Consider the following 17,940-nt stretch of genomic DNA (forward strand, 5'->3'; position numbering starts at 1 on the left):
CTTATGTCCTGCCCTAATTTAACGACAGCAAAAGGCTGTATTCGCATTTTTCAACGAGTTGCTTATATACTATCCGCGCTAAGAGTGGAGTCGCTGCCAGCATGCCTTTCGAAGAGGCCTCAGTATAGGTGCTTTTTGCAGAGGACTGAGCATCATATGGTTGCTGTTTTTGGATCACACTGATATTTAGCTATCGTTTTTGACACAGTAAAATCACATCGTGTTGAGCAGTGGATTTGCTCAGACATATTAATCAATTAAACCAATAATTTAAAAGCGTATGAAAAACAAACTACTTGCGCAATGTGTAATGATGCCAGCCATGCTGCTGGTCACTTTTATTGCCGCAGCTCAGACGCGGGTATTGAAAGGTAAGGTTGTGGATGAGACCCAGAGCCCATTGACGGGGGCCACGGTCAAAGTCAAGGGAACGAGTACGGCCACCACAACGGATGCCGGAGGTACATTTTCGTTGAACATTCCGAATGAGGCCAAATTCCTTGAGGTATCCTACATTGGCTATGCGCTCAAAGAGGTTCCCATCGTCGGAAACGACATGTCTATTGCGCTCGAACCGAGTACAGATCAAGGGTTGGAAGAAGTGGTGGTCATCGGTTATGGGACCGCACGAAAGAAAGATCTAACGGGGTCCATGGTGACGATCGGTGCAAAAAACTTCAACAAAGGGATTATGACGAGTCCCGACCAGTTGATCCAAGGAAAAACACCAGGGGTCATGGTAATCAACAATACAGGACAACCTGGCGGATCGACAACTGTTCGTATCCGTGGAAATTCGTCCATTCGGGCAAGTAATAACCCGTTGTTTGTGCTCGACGGGGTGCCGATGTCGGGCAATTCTCCTCTACCTGAGGGTAGGGGCGGTTTCTCCTCCGACAGAGGTAATCCGTTAACTTATTTGAACCCTGGAGATATTGCGAGCATGGACATCCTCAAAGATGCATCGGCTACGGCGATCTATGGATCTCGTGGAGCAAATGGTGTGGTGATTATCACAACTAAAAAAGGAAAGGTGGGATCACCAGAAGTATCTGTTGGTGCCTCTGCTGGTGTATCTACGATGCGCGAGTATCCGGACGTGCTGAATGCTTCACGATTCAGGGAAGCGCTGAGATATTATACACCAGATGAGGTCGACGATGCGGACTTTGGTGGTAATGAAGATGCTTTCAAGGCGATTACTAGAAAAGCGATCACACAAAATTATTATGCTGATGTAGCGGGCGGGACAGAGCATGGTAAGTACCGTTTATCGGGCGGATATCTTAACCAAAATGGTATTATTCGGGGCTCACAGCTCAAAAAATATACGGCCAACTTCAGCGGTAACTTTCGCTTTTTGGAAAACAAGCGGTTAGGACTTGATTTCGGACTTTTCCTGACGCAAATGGATAATAAGTATGCGCCAATCAACGCAATGGTCGGTTCGGAAGGAAACGTTATATCACAGGCGCTGCAATGGAATCCGACACGCCCGTTACGGGATGCACAAGGTAACCTAACCTTTGTCAGCACAACTACCCGGAATCCGCTGACAAGCATAGATGCATTTAAAGACTTAGCAACGACCAACACCTTGGTTGTCAATCTTGCGCCATACTATAAAATTACCGATGATCTGGAGTATCGTTTTATCTATAGTGCGATGCGGCAAACCGGTAACCGCCAAGGAATGTATAGAGCTGGTCTTATTGATCCCTCAAAAAACAACGATGAGGAAGCCTTTATTTCCAATAATGGCGAGACAAATCTGCAGATGACCCACATGCTTTCTTACAACAAGCAGATTAATGATGACTGGAGCGTAAACGCTGTCGCTGGTTACGAATATCTGGATTACAATTTTAACAACAATATTTCCTTTGGCAAGGGATTCAGTTATATGGGACTAGATTATTTCGATTATATCCAATATTCTCCGGTTGCGACCCGGGAAATAGCTTCCTATCGGAGCCCGACCAACCAGCTGCAGTCGCTTTTCTTACGGGGTGGATTTAACTATCTCAACCGTTATCTAGTCACAGCGACGATAAGACGGGATGGTTCGACCAAATTCGGATCGAATAATAAGTATGCAATGTTTCCATCTCTTGCGGTTGCATGGAATGTTGCTGAAGAAGATTTCTTGAAATCGAGCGGTATATTTGACCAGCTTAAAGTTAGATTGGGATGGGGTAAAACAGGTAATCAGGAGTTTCCATCTGGGGCATCGCTGAATAGATTGGTATTTGGTAATCAAAGCATCAGTCAGGCGAACTATGGTAACCCGGACCTGAAATGGGAGACGTCCACGACATTGAACGCGGGGATTGATTTTGGCATCTGGGGCAACCGCCTATATGGTTCTATTGATTATTTCAATAAGAAAACCACGGATGCCCTTTTTGAGCAAACACTCGCACAGCCAGCACCTGCAGGAAGAATTTGGGTGAATCTAGACGGCGAAATTGTCAATAAAGGAGTTGAAATAGCATTGACAGGTACAATCATCAAAAACGATAACTGGACCTGGGATCTGACCGGTAATGCCACCTTCCTGAAAAATAGTGTAAGTGGTTTAGTTGGCTATTACGAAACAGGGGCGCTACGGGGCCAGGGATTTTCTGGAGTACTTGGGCAGCGCATGGTGAACGGGCAGCCCTTGAATGTGTGGTATTTGGCAGATTATCAGGGTATTGATCCTCAAACAGGAATGAGCATGTATCGCGGACTGGATGGAAGTATAAGCAGCAAGAACGATCCGGCTGTCAACAAGTTCTATATGAACAGCCCAAATCCTAAAACTTTGTTGGGTATTTCGACAAATGTGAATTATAAAAAATTCTCCTTGGCTGCCAACATGAACGGTGCACTCGGGCATTACCTATTTAACAATACTGCTGCCACAGGGCTTGGGTTGACCAATTTATCGTCAAGGAATATCGGATCAGCATTTTTTGATACCTCCGTTAAAGAGTCTACATCTAATTCTGCAGCGCCTTCTTCACGTTTCTTAGAGAAGGGAGACTATTTGAAACTGGCCAATTTGACACTAAGTTATCGTGTCGGTGATTTAGGTAAGACATTCAAGAATCTAAATGTGTCACTGACAGGACAGAACTTATTTATTATTACGAAGTACACTGGATTTGATCCGGAAGTTAACACAGATGGGTCGACCAATGGTATTCCTTCGTTGGGTATCGAGTATCTACCATACCCACCCGCGAGAAATATTCTATTGGGGGTTAACTTCTCACTTTAATAATCGTAATGTCATTGGATAACAAAATTATGAGACAGATGAAATTAAGAACGTTATTATATATCGGAATGATTGGTTCAGTTGCCACAAGTATTTTATCTTGTACCAAACTGAAGGAAGAATTTAAAGGTGAATTGGAAGAGGGTACTTCTAATGTTGAACCTGGGGGGCTGCTGACAACAGCCTACATTTCATTAAATACGCCCTATCAACAGGAGCAGCGCTGGGTTATGCAGGAAATATCGACGGACGCGGCGATGGCACCTACGCGCGGAGGGGACTGGGACGACAATGGCATGCACAGGGCCATCCATCTGCATACCTGGAATGCAGATAACGCCTACATGAACAATACTTTTGTCAGCCTGGGAACTGCTATATATAATGCCAGCAACGTGCTGCGCTATAAGCCCAACGCCCAACAAGCAGCGGAGGCTAAATTTATTCGTGCTTTGGCGATGTTTGATCTTCTTGACCTCTATGGAGTTGTTCCGATTCGAGAAGGTGAAGCCTTGGAGGATTTTAGGATTTCGCCCGAGGTATTACAACCTCAAGCGGCTATTGACTATATGGTCAAAGATCTCAATGAGATCTTGGCTAGCCTACCTGCAAGCGGTGCTGCATATGTCGCTAATAGAAATGCGGCGAGAACCTTGCTGATGAAAATTTACCTCAATAAGGGTGCATTTATAAATAGACAGTCGCCCAGTTTTGCAGCAGAAGATATGAATAAAGTGATCGCTCTGGCAAAGGAAATCACTGCTACAGGACAATATACTGTGTCGGCAAAAGGTAAATATTTTGATAACTTTGCCCCAGACAATGATGTGAAATCGACCGAGAACATTTTCACATTGTTCAATAAGAATGGTGAGAGAGGGGGTAATGTGGACCGTACCTGGAATACTATTGCTCATTATAACATGAATCCCGGCGGTTGGAACGGCTGGTGCACTTTATCGGATTATTACGACAAGTTCAGCGCTTCAGATGAGCGTAGAGGCATATATTACGAATATGCTGCTGATACGACCTCAAACAGGAAAAAAGCATTTAAGCGTCAGAATGTAGGATTTTTTGCCGGTCAACAATATAACTGGAGCACAAATAAACCCTTGATGGCGCGTAACCCCTCTAGTGCACCATTGTCTTTTACACGCGAAGTGACGATCCGCACCTCGGGTGCGACCTTGGAAACCGCAGGTATTCGCCCAATGAAATACGCATTTGATTACGCTGTCTCGGGCCAACGCAACAACGATTGGGTGGTTTTCCGTTACTCCGATGTATTGCTTATGCAGGCGGAAGCGATATTGCGTGGCGGTACGGGTACGGCGGTAGATGCTTTGGCTTTGGTGAATAGTATCCGGGTCAATCGTAATGTCTCAGCACTCGCAGCACTGACATTGGACAATTTACTGGATGAACGTGCACGGGAACTGTACTGGGAGGGCTGGCGTAGGCAGGATTTGATTCGCTTCGGCAAGTTTTTGCTGGCCTGGCAGGAAAAAGCTGCCGATCCGGATCCGCGAACACTCGTATATCCAATCCCTAGCCAACAAATAGCAGTTAATCCTAACCTGAAACAAAATCCGGGATATTAATAATCCGTGGAAAACAGCCTGTCTCCATAACAGCAAAGGCAGGCTCATCAAGGCATTTAAACTACACAGATATAGTTGTAGTTTAAATGCCTTTTTTTGTGAGCGAGCTCGCAAAGCAAGACTACATCGAAAGCTTGAAATAGCATGGAAAAATGGCTATGCATTTATCTTTTGAAAACGATAAGAAAAACGGTAACTTGATTTAAATATATTACTGATGAAATAATGAAGGCAATAATTTTCAGACAGGTCTTTTTGATGCTTTTGCTAGCGGTTTTTTCTCAATGTCATGGTGGTAGCGGTAGGTCTATGCGCAGCGGAACAGTCCATAAGCAAACGGATACGATAGAAAGAACTCAGACGGTTACGGGAAGGTTCAAATCGGACTATCGAGTTGTGCAGCTCAGTGCAGCCATGACAAGATTGCTATTTGTGCTCAACAAAGGGGATATTTACGTTCCTGAAAATGGATTCTTTCTTCATCTGAGCGAAACCGACGCTAAACGTCTCGGCACGGAAGATATTGTGTTAATTCCGCTTTTTGCAGACCGCGGAAATTTATTTTATAACTACGACCGGGACTTTACGTTTGAAATCGTTGCCGTGCCGGGAGTCAAAGACTGTTATTATACGAGAAATATCGCATTTTTCAATGCGCATAACAACGACAAAATCGAGACGGAAAATCGGCGTTACCCATCCAGTCTTTTTGAACGGTCTAGTCTGAAGGATACGGTAGAATGGACTGATTTTAGTGACTACCGTGATCTGACGGACATGCCGCGCTGGATCGACAATCTCAACAATCAGAGACGGGTGACTGTGCACGCTGTGGGCTGTGCCGAAACGCCAGATGGAGGCTATACTATACATGATTATCGGTCAATGACAATAGCAGAACTTGCAAAAGAGCGCTTAAAGTATCTCAGCAATTCAATGGAACTGCTGTCGGTGCCCGCCGAAGACGCCACACGGGCACAATGGAAGACATGGCTGGACAGTGTCCTTCATTTACACCCGCTACAACAATTACAGAGGGCGAAGGCGAAGATATGGTCCAAGACCTTTGCGGAACAGACAGAGGCCTTATTTGCACTGGATGAAACAAATCACAGACTGATCAGATTACATCCACAACCAGAGTATCGTAATTTTGAAGATCAGCAGCTTCTTGTCATAGATCCGGCCGATAGCAGTTTGCTGACAGCAACGATTGCATCTGCACAGCAGCCCAATGCAAGGGCCTTTAAGGATTTCATGGTAAAAGCAGGGGATTTGTTTACGATTAACGGCCAATTTCAGTGGGGCCGTTATACGCCACAAATCGCTAAGGACGGGAGCCATTTTTACAAAGAGCTGGACGTAAAAAATCTCTTAGTGACAGCAAAAGATCTGATTATGGATCATTCTTATATGATGGATGAGTACGGCTATATTCTCTATCATAAGGACAAAACCGTCCATTATGAATTGTTGTGTTTCAAAAGCAACACAGGGGAACTAGTCGTGCAAAAAAGTCTGAATAAATTGTTGGCCGAAGCGGGGATGACCACTGAAAAAATAGAATATCTACCTTTTGCATCGATGACTCGAACTTCCGGAAGCTTTCCCATTCTTCTTAAGCTAAACGGAACCATTTATCACCTGACCGTGAACGATAAACTGGCGGTGGACCAAACAGCAAAGATCAGCGACCAGCTACCTTGGCATCCAGGGTATTTGCAGTCGTTAGATCAGGCCTTTTATTATGATAAAATCGATAATGAATTAGTGTTCTTTTCGTGTAACCACCAAAGTTCCATACCGCCGATAAAACTTTCGGATCAGGTTTATGATCGGTACATTCTTGTTCCGGACGGCGACGATTTTCGCTTTTTCTACGAATATGGTGATGCTTTCACCCATGGAATAAAAACAATTTTGATCGATGGCATGAATTTTAAGCAGATCGGAGACCCTGTATTGCTGCATGCCTATGTCCAGTTGGAAAATGAATCGAGCGAAAACACACCCCGTAATTTGGTGGCGTCTAAAATCGGCAAGCACTGGCTTATCAGTTTTATGCTTGAACAGGAGCTGTTTGTTGTGCAAAAAGCTTTAAATGAGCGGCAATAAAAACAAAAGACCACTTAATTACGACAAATTAAGTGGTCTTTGTAATTCCGTCGGGATGGCCGGATTTGAACCGACGACCTCCAGCACCCCATGCTGGCGCGATACCGGGCTACGCTACATCCCGAGTTATTCCTCCAATACCAGATAGGATAGATCCTGCGTATCGAGATGTTTGGAATAATTTTGGTAGCGCTAAAATAGTAATTATTGACAAAAAATAAAATCATTTTTTCCAAATATGGAGTGCAGCGCTATGCATGAGGGGACATGGCGCTGCAAATTAGCTAATTACGGTAGCCATTAAAATTTGTACCCCACCATGATTCCTACTGTTTTGTTCTTCGCGTCAAGCGTCTTGTCGATACTGGTAAATCCGTGGCTGTAGTATGCGTCGATGGTAAAGCGGCTGACATCTACCCCGATACCGGCCCTGCCATCAAATGAAAATTTCTTGTATTCGGTATTCGCACTGGATTTTACCGTTTTGATATCGTAGTTCACTTGCGGGCCGATCATACCGCGTAGGATAAAATCGTCCTTCTGCAGTACTGTGTATCCAACTTGTAGCGGAAGATTGATCTGGTAGAACTTGGGAGTCTTTAGAGTGCCTTCAAACGTGTATTCTTTTCGGAACAAACTCGCACCAATGCCCGGCTGAAAGAATAGACGGTCACCAATTCGAGCAAATCCGGCTATCGATACCCCTACCTTCCCGTTATTGTCCCTTACTGTTTTATTGCCGAAAGAAGTCATGTGGTAATTGCTCCCTACCTGAATGCCGTAAGTGATTTCTTGCGCCTGTGCAATACCTGCTGTCCCCAATAGTGTCAGTGCCACTAAAGTCGCATTTAATGTGTTTTTCATTGTCAATTGTGTTTTTTTGTTTTTTTAATGATAATGTCTTTTAGGTTATGACAATAGAAAATCAATATACCCTCAGAAAAAAAACATTTTCTATTTTCAGAACGACTACCTTTAATCCCGGGAGTACTTATGCACGTAAGAATTTGTATTTTCCAGGTAACCGCTATGGTCTGACAGTCTGTCGGTTGACTGAGATGTTGATGCGATCAAGCTGAATGCAGCAAAAAAAAATAAAAAATAAATAAGGGTAACTGTTGCTAAGGTTGTCTTACTTCTAAAGAAGATTGTGTAATCATATGGTAGATTTGGCAAATGTCGGATAATAAAGAGAAAAATTTCGAACAGCTTTTTCGGGCGCATTACAAAGAATTGCACCGGTATGCTTTCAGGTACTTGGGGGATAGTGAGGGTGCAGAGGAGGTCGTCCAGCAGGTGTTTTTGAGACTTTGGGAAAAGGACTGGGAGCACCAGGTTCATACCTCACTAAAGTCCTATTTGTATCGTGCTATTTATAACGAAAGTATGAATGTGTTAAAAAAAGAACAGCGTAAGCTTAAATATCAGTCTTATGAAATCCATCGGCAGGAACTGGAGCCGGCTGTGGACGAAAGCACCAAAGATCTTGATAAAAAGCTACAGCTGGCACTGGCGGGACTCCCAGAAAAGAGCCGGACGGTTTTCGAGCTCAGCCGATTCCAGGAAATGAAATACAAGGACATCGCCGCTACTTTGGATCTTTCGATAAAAACAGTGGAAGGACATATGAGCAGGGCACTGCGTCATCTGCGTACCGAACTTATGGACTATCTGACATTGATTATTTTTTACCTCATCTATAAGCTATGAATAAGGAACTACTAGAAAGATATATCATTGGGCATACCAATGAAGCAGAGAACAGGTTCATCCAAAGCTGGCTGGAGGAGGATGCAGACAACAGGGCAGAGTACCTGAAAGTAAAAAACGTATTGCTATCTTATCTATATGCCATGAATAAGGAGTTATTGGAAAGATATCTCGTAGGTGAAACAAACGAAGCGGAACGCGCTATCGTACAGGAATGGTTGGAAAAGGACGCTAATAATAGAGAGGCATACTTACAAATGAAAAAGTTATGGGATAGCTTACCCAAACCCTTGGAGGTACCAGAAGTGGATGTGGATAAAGCATGGATGGATTTTAAGGTCGCTAGGGATAAGCGGGCAGCGGAACGCGCTGGAGTGTCCGAAGGGAAGATCAAGGTAATGAAGTGGAACTGGTGGGTTGCGGCGAGCATTCTGTTGCTCTCTGTTCTGGGATTTTATGTGTTTGACCGTTCACACCGGGAGCAAATGCTGCTGGTCAGCCAGGCGACTGTGCGGCAGGATTCATTACCTGACGGCTCTGCTGTCACACTCAATCGAAATACGGAAATGACCTACTCGAGCTCGTGGACCAATAAAAACAGAAATGTAGAGCTGAAAAAAGGGGAAGTATTTTTTCAGGTGCACAAGGACAAAAATCACCCTTTTGTGATTGCAACAGGCGCAACGAAGATCACCGTTTTGGGAACGAGTTTTAATGTACGTCGTCTAGCCCATGCCACCGAAGTGATCGTAGCGACAGGTCTGGTCAAAGTGGCCTATGCAGATAAGGAAATCCTGTTGCGACCCGAGCAGATGATCACGGTCAACGATACCGATACGATGCGCGTAGAAAAGAAAGCTGTACCGGATAAATTCTACAAATACTATGTGGATAGGGAGTTTGTCTTTCAAAATACACCCTTACAGAAGGCTGTTGAATTGCTAAGCCGTGCATATGACTACCAGATCATTATTGACCAACCGTCGGATAAAGAGCTTCTCCTGACAGCTACTTTTGAACAGAACAGCCTGACGGAGATACTTAAAGTGATACGGGAATCATTAGGACTAAAAGTCATTGTTAAAGATAAGGAAATTCACCTGACACGATAATCTAAAGTGATACCATGTTTTCGAAACGAAATTGTACAAACTGCATTATGATATTATTTGCTAATAGCGGAATCCGATTTTATATAATATTTCTACTGCTGAGCACCTCTTTAGGGGTGCTGGCACAGCAGAAACTCGCAGCAACAGTCAACATGCCCGCTTATCCAAAAACGACGGTAGGCGAAGTGTTTAAAGTCCTAAAGGAGCAACAGGATGTGCTGTTCTCCTTTAACGGGAATATCTTGCAGCTGGATAGCATCCTTTATCCTCAAGCTTACCGAGGTACATTGTATGGTTATCTCGATGAGTTATTGGGCAAAGAATATAGCTTTAAGGAATTGGGTAGACATATTATCGTGCAGTATACGCCTCAGCGCATGTCGGTGGATGTTGAAGTGCACACCCCTGCAAAAAACAGGGCGGTCATTACCGGATACGTCAAGAATATACGCACCAATAATCCAGTTGCCAATGCCAGTATCTTTGACCGTAGTGCATTACTGTCGACCTTGAGTGACGACAATGGCTATTTCGAGCTCGATGTCAAGAAAAAAAGCAGCCTGATCGCTGTTAATGTCAGCAAGGAGACGTTCAGGGATACCAGCGTCATGGTGATTTTCCCTATTGAAGCGAGAGTAGGTCATAAGAAGAAGCGGGAATATGGCTATTTTGAAGGTTATGAGGAAGATCATGGCCTTTATCGCTCTTTCTTCGGCAGGGTTTTTCTATCGCCTGCCCAGCGGATACAAAGCATGAACCTTGGTGGGTTGTTCCTGTACAGTCCTTACCAGATCTCCATGACACCGGGGCTGAGTTCCCACGGTTTTATACGTTCACAGATTGTCAACAAGTTTTCCTTAAACATCATTGGCGGTGCTACGGCGGGAGTCAGCGGAGTAGAGTTGGGCGGGGTATTCAATATCAACCAGTATGATATGCGAGGGGTGCAGGTAGGGGGTGTGTTCAATGCTGTAGGCGGAAATGTCGGCGGTGCGCAGCTAGCGGGCATTGCCAATCGGGTTTTTGCCAGCGTGAACGGCGTGCAAGTTGCAGGCGTAATCAACAAAGCTGATACAGTGCGTGGCGTACAGCTTGCGGGAATCGCAAATACGGCCAAAGAAGGTAAAGGAACCGTACAAATAGCTGGGTTATTAAATAACAGCGCAGCCGATGTCGGCATTCAGGTTGCCGGTATAGTGAACAAGGCCCAAGGGGTCAAGGGCTTCCAGCTGGCAGGTATAGTCAACATCGCGGACAGTAACGACTATCCAATCGGCTTGCTAAACCTGATCAAAAATGGAGAGCGGAACCTGTCCTTGGCAATAGATGAAGAAAGCTATCTGGGCCTGCAGTTTCGTTCGGGCGGTCGGGTCCTGTACAGCATCCTGTCGGTCCAAGCAGCGCTTGCAGATGATGGCCAATCGAAATATGCTTTTGAAGCGGGTTTGGGCGCAGTGCTGCTGCGCAGGAAGAAGTTTTCGGTACGCGGCGAAATAGTCTCACGCAACCATCTGACCGATAAATTTAAAATGCTGGATAATCACCGGTCTTCATTTCGGATTATTCCCGCTTATCAGCTGAGCAACAGCCTGTCTTTATTTCTAGCACCGAGTTTTAACTATGCCGAAAAAGACGAAGATGCTCCATCTGCTGCGGGCACACAATGGAAAGCTTGGCGGCGGGACCGCACGAGAAACACCTTTTATGGGGGTGGAATGGCTGGGCTTATGTTAAAATTATAAATTTAAAAACTATTTCTCGGCGACAGCTGTTATACTTATAGCTTTTAAACATTTAACATTTATATAAGCGCTCTTTGTCCCTTCGGCAAAGGGCGCTTATCGTTTCTGAATGGTTTTCACATAAAGCCGTTCGACTTTTTCCCGAGCCCAAGGTGTCTTGCGCAGGAAAGTCAGGGAGGACTTCACGCTGGGATTTTCATTGAAACACCGGATGTTTATCCGGCGTCCCAATTCATCCCAGCCGTAATAATCGACAAGATATTCGATGATGGTATCTAGCCGTTTTCCATGTAAAGGATTATTGACTTGTTCTTGCATAAGGCAAAGATAGGAAATTTGCGAAATCATCAAGTTTTAAATGGAGCTGCTTGTCCCAAATATTCCCCGCTGCATCTAATTTTCCTTTAACTCCCTGGATTAGGAGATTACCTCTCGGATCAAGCTTGGCACCGAGTCCTTCCATAATGCGCTGTAGCTCCAGATGCGCAGTTTTGCCCTGCGCTGATGCAGTGATGATGCTTACAGCTTTGTCGGCGAACACGGTCGTAGCGGCACACCATTCGAGCAGGTTTTTTAGTCCGCTGGGCACACTGAAAATATATTCCGGACTGCTGATTAAAATTAGGTCAGCGTCTTGAATGACCTGGCGTAAAGCAATAATTTCTATCGGTGGTTGCAACCGGCTTTCCTCCGGATCAAATGGAGGCAGCTCCTTGAGGCGGTCGAACAATGTAAGCTGAACTTCGGGATGTAGCTGCTGCTGCAAGTGGCGGACAACCTGATGATTGGAGGAGTTTCCACTTGCACTGCCTATGATCGCAAAAATAGTTTTCATCAATATCTAATTAGCTTGTATCTATGTGCTGGACCCATGAATGTCATTTATCAAAAGGACTTTCAGTACAGTCTATTCTTATTGATCATGACCACGGTGATTCCATCGTAACTTTTTCTGTTATTACAGAAAGAGCTAAATTACAATTCTGCATTTAAATGGCCTTATTGTTTTTGGAGATAAAAACTTTTTCCTTTTACGGATTAAGTTTATACTTTTGGAATCAAGGAAGTACATTCACTAAAATACGGATTATAGGCTTTATGATGAGAAATAAATTGGGGTACCGCTTGTTGTGGGAACGGATTCGTACAGGAGATGAGACGGCCTTTTTTGATCTGTATGCTGCCCTATATCAAGAGCTTGTGAATTTCGGAATCCGGACCTGTGGAGATACGGATCTGGCGAGCGAAGCGACGGACCAGGTGTTTGTAAAGATCTGGGAAAAGAGAGCGCAGCTCGAGCGGGTCGATAATGTGCAGTCCTACCTCATTACCTTTCTAAAACGCCGTATGTTGAGGCTTCTGGAGAAACAGCATAAAATCAATACTGCCCTTCAGAATGTCAAGGCTGAAGACGAATGGATTGAGATGCCTTATGAGGAGTTTGTCATCAAAGTGCAGACCAATGAAATCATTCAGATACGCCTGAAGGAGGCTCTGGAAAAGTTGACATTCCGTCAAAAACAGTTGGTCAATCTTAAATTTTTTGAAGGTTTTTCTTACGAAAAGATCGCCGAACTGACCCAAATGTCCGTTAAGACCGCCTACAATACCTTATATGAAGCCCTCAAAATCCTTAGGGAAGAGCTAAAAGACCTATAATCTATTCGCATCGAAATTCGACCTCAGGCGGCTGCTGCCGAATCCATGGTTTCACATCATTTTTTATCTACTTTAAAATAAAATGTGCTGTATTTCAGTGTTTTATAAGATATTTTGTTTTTTTCTTAGGAAAAGGAAAGCATTTTGGACACTATAAGATAAATACCGCATAGCATGAGCCAAAAAGATTATAAACAGTTAGAAGATTTTTTGATTGACGATACTTTCCAGAAGTATTGTTCGGGAGAAGACAAAAACTGTGTACTGTATTGGCAGCAATATAGCTTAAACCATCCTGAGCAGGCAGAGATGATCCAAAAAGCCAAGCGCTTATACCAGATATTGGTCGGAAACCGTAGGTCTGTACATGAACAACTTGAAAGACTGAAAACCGATCTGCGAGCCAAGCCGGCTGCTCCTTTACGCATTTTGGGGATGAATTGGCGCAAATGGGCAGCAGTAGCGGCAGTAGTTACCGCGCTGACAGTTGGTGGCATTTGGTATTATTCACAGCCTACGATAGACACTACTGTACAGCCTATGACTTCAGTAGGACGAACTTACCAAACCAAAAAAGGAGAAAAGAAGAACTTTGAGCTGGCTGATGGTAGCACGGTCACCTTAAACTCAGCCAGCCGGCTCGAGTTGTCGGCCGATTTTAATCAGACAGAGCGCGTAGTGAGATTGGTAGGCGAAGGGTACTTTCATGTGGCGAAAGACAGGAAAAAACCGTTCGTGGTGCAAGCTTCGGATTTCGATATCAAAGTATTGGGTACTTCGTTCAATGTGAAAAGTTATCCTGACGAACCTACAGCAGAAGCTCTGTTGGTGGAAGGTGCTATTGAAATGACAAGTAAAGGCTCGCGGGAGAATTCAGTTATCATCAAGCCGAACCAAAAGATTACCGTTTTTAAACATCGGGATGCAGTCATAGCTGCGGCGGACAAAGTAACAAAGTCAGCCGGAGATAAATTGCCGATCAAAGAGATTGCCATCGAGAATATTCCGGTAGTGGAATCAAATAGAGTTGAAATACCAGATATCGCATGGAAGGAAAACAGGCTCGAAATCGTGGACCAGGACTTCGAATCTTTGCGCCGGACACTCGAACGCTGGTACGATGTAGATATACGGCTTCAAGGTGGCCGGCTGAAGGATTATCGTTTTACAGCAACCTTTAGCAAAGAGAATATCTCACAGGTATTGGCAGCCCTACAGAAAGTTGAACCTTTTAAATATGAAATATATGGGAGAAAAGTAACTATTTCAGAAAAGTAAAAAGGATGGTGGACCAACACCATCCTTCATTGAAAAAATGATTAACCAAAAGCAGCAACATTGGGTGTGCTGCTCAATTTTAATTTTAACCAACACTAAAATATGATTAAAAATTGCTTATTGCAAATGCGCAATGGATATATTGTGCATTTTAGATTCATTATCCGGATGAAACTAGCCTTAATTATGACTACGTGTGCTATTATGAATGTGTCGGCAAACGTATTTTCCCAACAGAAAGTCTCTTTAGATGTCCAAAAAACAAAACTGAGCAGAGTACTTAAGATGATCGAAGCGCAGAGTGACTATTACTTTGTCTATAACTCGACCAACGAGAATTTAAATAAAGAAGTGTCGGTCAATGTGACGAATAGTAAAGTCCTGGATGTCCTGAGCAAACTTTTCAATAAAAGTGGACTGGTCTATTCGGTATCCAAAGAAGGTCTTGTGGTGATCAGCCAGCAGCAGCAAGTTGCGGTAGCTGGACAAGTGACCGACGACAAGGGCAATCCACTGGCAGGCGCCAGCGTTCGCGTTAAAGGCACCGCAGTAGGTCGGGCGACAGATATCAACGGGCGGTTTAGTATCGAGGCATCTACTGGAAATATTCTTATTGTTTCTTTTGCAGGCTACACTTCTCAGGAGGTCGCGGTCACCAAGGAAAGCGATATGAAAATAGTACTGCTGGAAGACAACCGTATGCTCAACGAGGTCGTGGTGACAGCACTCGGGCAGAAGAAAGAAAAACGGTCACTGGGTTATTCGGTAACACAGGTGGCGGGCGAGTCCTTGACAACGGCGCGCGAAAATAATGTGATGAATACTTTGGCAGGAAAAGTTGCCGGTTTGGACATTAGCAGTACGGCTGGGGGTGCCGGTGCGGCAACGAACGTGACGATACGTGGGGTCTCTAGTTTGAATCAAACTAATCAGCCTTTATACGTTATAAACGGTATACCCATGGAAAGCAAACCGGTAGGTCTAAACAATGGTAATTCTAAGGGCAATTCGGGTAGCCAATGGGATAATGCACCCGATCTCGGAGACGCCATAAGCAATATCAATCCGGACGACATCGAGAGTATTTCTGTTTTGAAAGGTGCAGCGGCTTCGGCGTTGTATGGGTCGCGGGCGAAAGCAGGAGTAATTCTAATAACGACAAAATCAGGTAAAGGGAATTCAATAGATTTTAGTAGCAATTATGTTGCTGAGAGAATAATCGACCAGACTGACTGGCAGACAGAATATGGTCACGGTGGTGGAGGTATCAAACCCGCCAATATCGATAATGCCTTATCTACGGGGGCAAGTAGCTGGGGAGCAAAATTAGATGGTTCTCCGGTTCTCCAATTTGATGGAAAGGAAAGGCCTTACTCGCTGCAAAAAGGTAATCTGGGGCGTTTCTATCGTACTGGAAATACATGGACAAACACCATTGCGCTGAATAAATCGTTCGAAGGCGGCTCTATTCGCCTTTCTGGTACCGATGTAAAAAATAAATCGGTCGTTCCAAATTCAGGACTTGATCGGCAGTCATTTAATTTGGCTGGATTATTTGAGCCATTGAAGGGGCTGACAGTTGATGGACGGATCAATCTAATCTATGAGCAGGTCAAGAATAGACCGATGCTTTCTGACGGAGCTGGAAATGCCAATTTTAACGTGATGTTTCTACCGACATCCATCAATGTGAATGATCTCAAGCCATGGAAGGACGAAAATGGCAAAGAAATCGGTTATTCTGGAAACGTCTATGCAACGAACCCTTGGTTTGCCGCCTATGAATTTCAAAATAATACCGATCGAAGGCGCACAATCAGTTCCCTGACAGCAAAATATACGCTGGATAATGGGCTGTTTTTTCAAGGCCGTGCAGGACGCGATTCCTATGCGGACCGCTATAAAAATGTAGTGGCTTCGGGTACCGCCTATTATACCAGGGGTAAGATCTCCGAACAGAACACAAACTTTGATGACATCAACGCGGATATTTTAATCGGTCAGCAGTTCACTTTCGGAGATATTTCCATTACCCCTAATATCGGTGCGAGCTATCGGAACACCAAAACCAAACAGATAACCAATAATGGAGTTGACCTTGCCGTATTTGGCAATTATAATATTACCAATGCGAAAAACCAATCTTTGGAGTATAACGAATCAGAGCAGGAAACTCAATCGGCGTATGGAACCCTGGAATTTGCTTATAAAGACGTTCTTTACTTAACGGGGAGCCTTCGTTCGGATTGGTTCTCCACACTCGCGGCCTCCGGATACGACAATAAACTAAATTCGGTTTACCCATCAATTTCAGGCTCATTTGTGTATTCAGAATATCTAAAGGCTCCGTGGCTCAACTTTGGCAAGCTGCGGGCAGGTTATGCCACGGTCGGTCAGGCTACCGATCCTTACCAAACATTACTGGGATATCGCCTCAGAAGTGAAAGTTTGAATGAAACACCGCTTGGTATCATTGACAATACGCGCATCCCGAATCCCGAACTCATTGCTTCGTCTGCTTCAGAATTCGAAATCGGAACAGAGCTGCGTTTATTCAATGATCGTATCAATGTTGATTTAACCTGGTATAACAAGAAGTCGAAAAACGAAATTACCTATATTACGACTCCATCTTCCAGTGGCTTTAGCGCTGCAGTGTTAAACGCAGGCGAAATGCAAAATAAAGGCTTTGAAGCATTGATTGCTGCGACAATTATAAAAAATGGAAAATTTAAATGGATTTCGTCTCTCAATGGCTCTTATAATGATAACAAGATATTGTCGCTGGCTGACGGATTCAACTTTCAGTCTGTCGCCATGTCGCGCACAGGTGCCGGCTCGGTGGCAAACGTGAAAGGTTATGCTGCATTTCAGGTCATGGCTTTCGATAATAAATATGACGAAAATGGCAATATTGTATTACTCGCCGACAAAAGATCTCCCGAGAGAGGCGAATTAACAGCCTATGGGTCCGCGTTTAATAAGTGGTTTGCAGGTTGGAACAACGAGTTTTCGTACGACAGGTTTAATTTGTCTTTTCTAATTGATGGTAAATGGGGAGGCAAGCTGTTCTCTGCGACAGATTATTATGGATATGTCTTTGGATTGCATAAAGGAACGCTGGACAAACGGGAAGAGTATGGAGCAAATGCTCCTACCTATTATACTAATGTTGCCAATAACACATCAAAGATTTTTGTTCATAGTGCTGATTTTATCAAACTTAGACAGATAATATTGGGGTACACGTTCCCTTCGAGCTTGTTTAACAATAAAATCAAATCTATTAATGTCAGTGCGGTAGGCCGTAACCTGTTTGTCTTCATGAAAAAGACGGATAATGTCGATCCCGAGTCAAGCTATAATGCGACGTTTCCGGGATTGGAGTTAGGCGGAGTACCGGCTGTACGTACCTATGGAATTAACTTAAGTGCTAAATTTTAGTTATGAAAATT

Annotated in this window: 12 protein-coding genes and 1 tRNA gene; 9 read left to right on the forward strand and 4 right to left on the reverse strand. The window is 44.2% G+C overall.

The window, feature by feature from the left end:
• Positions 1-280: 280 nt before the first annotated feature.
• From FGL37_RS14460 to FGL37_RS14470, 3 genes are all read left to right on the forward strand, one after another.
• Entirely contained in the window at positions 281-3,265 is a 2,985-nt protein-coding gene (locus tag FGL37_RS14460; RefSeq protein WP_028069795.1) for a SusC/RagA family TonB-linked outer membrane protein, read from the forward strand.
• A 38-nt stretch (positions 3,266-3,303) separates the two neighbouring features.
• Positions 3,304-4,869 carry a RagB/SusD family nutrient uptake outer membrane protein gene (locus tag FGL37_RS14465; protein WP_028069796.1) on the forward strand — a complete coding sequence of 522 codons (1,566 nt, stop codon included), beginning with the start codon at positions 3,304-3,306 and terminating at the stop codon, positions 4,867-4,869.
• Between the two features lie 225 nt (positions 4,870-5,094).
• Positions 5,095-6,984, forward strand: a complete 1,890-nt coding sequence (locus FGL37_RS14470) for a hypothetical protein (RefSeq protein ID WP_138096876.1) — start codon at positions 5,095-5,097, stop codon at positions 6,982-6,984.
• Between the two features lie 50 nt (positions 6,985-7,034).
• Here FGL37_RS14470 and FGL37_RS14475 read toward each other — a convergent pair.
• Both FGL37_RS14475 and FGL37_RS14480 read right to left on the reverse strand, forming a co-directional pair.
• Positions 7,035-7,108, reverse strand: a tRNA-Pro gene (locus tag FGL37_RS14475).
• A gap of 176 nt (positions 7,109-7,284) precedes the next feature.
• Positions 7,285-7,848 (reverse strand): porin family protein, encoded by a 564-nt coding sequence (locus FGL37_RS14480; protein WP_028069798.1) that lies wholly within the window; start codon positions 7,846-7,848, stop codon positions 7,285-7,287.
• A gap of 312 nt (positions 7,849-8,160) precedes the next feature.
• Between FGL37_RS14480 and FGL37_RS14485 the strand changes: the two genes are divergently transcribed.
• The 3 genes from FGL37_RS14485 to FGL37_RS14495 are packed head-to-tail and all read left to right on the forward strand — an operon-like array spanning position 8,161 to position 11,548.
• On the forward strand, positions 8,161-8,694 hold the full coding sequence (locus tag FGL37_RS14485; RefSeq protein WP_037533160.1) for an RNA polymerase sigma-70 factor: 534 nt from the start codon (positions 8,161-8,163) through the stop codon (positions 8,692-8,694).
• Positions 8,691-9,806: a FecR family protein gene (locus FGL37_RS14490; protein ID WP_051606822.1), complete on the forward strand. Its 1,116-nt coding sequence runs from the start codon at positions 8,691-8,693 to the stop codon at positions 9,804-9,806. Before FGL37_RS14485 ends, FGL37_RS14490 begins: the two co-directional genes overlap by 4 nt.
• 47 nt (positions 9,807-9,853) lie before the next feature.
• A complete protein-coding gene (locus FGL37_RS14495; RefSeq protein WP_051606824.1) occupies positions 9,854-11,548 on the forward strand; it encodes a peptidase associated/transthyretin-like domain-containing protein in 1,695 nt (564 codons plus the stop codon).
• Positions 11,549-11,644: 96 nt separating this feature from the next.
• Here the strand turns inward: FGL37_RS14495 and FGL37_RS14500 are convergent, their stop codons facing one another.
• Together FGL37_RS14500 and FGL37_RS14505 are read right to left on the reverse strand one after the other, a co-directional pair.
• Positions 11,645-11,866 carry a VF530 family protein gene (locus FGL37_RS14500; protein WP_028069800.1) on the reverse strand — a complete coding sequence of 74 codons (222 nt, stop codon included), beginning with the start codon at positions 11,864-11,866 and terminating at the stop codon, positions 11,645-11,647.
• Positions 11,847-12,383 carry an NADPH-dependent FMN reductase gene (locus FGL37_RS14505; protein WP_028069801.1) on the reverse strand — a complete coding sequence of 179 codons (537 nt, stop codon included), beginning with the start codon at positions 12,381-12,383 and terminating at the stop codon, positions 11,847-11,849. The genes FGL37_RS14500 and FGL37_RS14505 overlap by 20 nt, the downstream gene beginning before the upstream one ends.
• Before the next feature lie 263 nt (positions 12,384-12,646).
• On the opposite strand from FGL37_RS14505, the gene FGL37_RS14510 reads away from it, so the two are divergent.
• From FGL37_RS14510 to FGL37_RS14520, 3 genes are all read left to right on the forward strand, one after another.
• Positions 12,647-13,207 (forward strand): RNA polymerase sigma factor, encoded by a 561-nt coding sequence (locus tag FGL37_RS14510; protein ID WP_232048701.1) that lies wholly within the window; start codon positions 12,647-12,649, stop codon positions 13,205-13,207.
• A gap of 174 nt (positions 13,208-13,381) precedes the next feature.
• The gene (locus FGL37_RS14515) at positions 13,382-14,485 is read left to right on the forward strand and encodes a FecR family protein (RefSeq protein WP_028069803.1); all 1,104 of its coding nucleotides are present in this window, start codon (positions 13,382-13,384) and stop codon (positions 14,483-14,485) included.
• Between the two features lie 186 nt (positions 14,486-14,671).
• The gene (locus FGL37_RS14520) at positions 14,672-17,929 is read left to right on the forward strand and encodes a SusC/RagA family TonB-linked outer membrane protein (protein WP_232048702.1); all 3,258 of its coding nucleotides are present in this window, start codon (positions 14,672-14,674) and stop codon (positions 17,927-17,929) included.
• The last annotated feature ends 11 nt before the right edge of the window (positions 17,930-17,940 follow it).

The organism is Sphingobacterium thalpophilum, assembly GCF_901482695.1.
Taxonomy (GTDB): Bacteria; Bacteroidota; Bacteroidia; order Sphingobacteriales; family Sphingobacteriaceae; genus Sphingobacterium; species Sphingobacterium thalpophilum.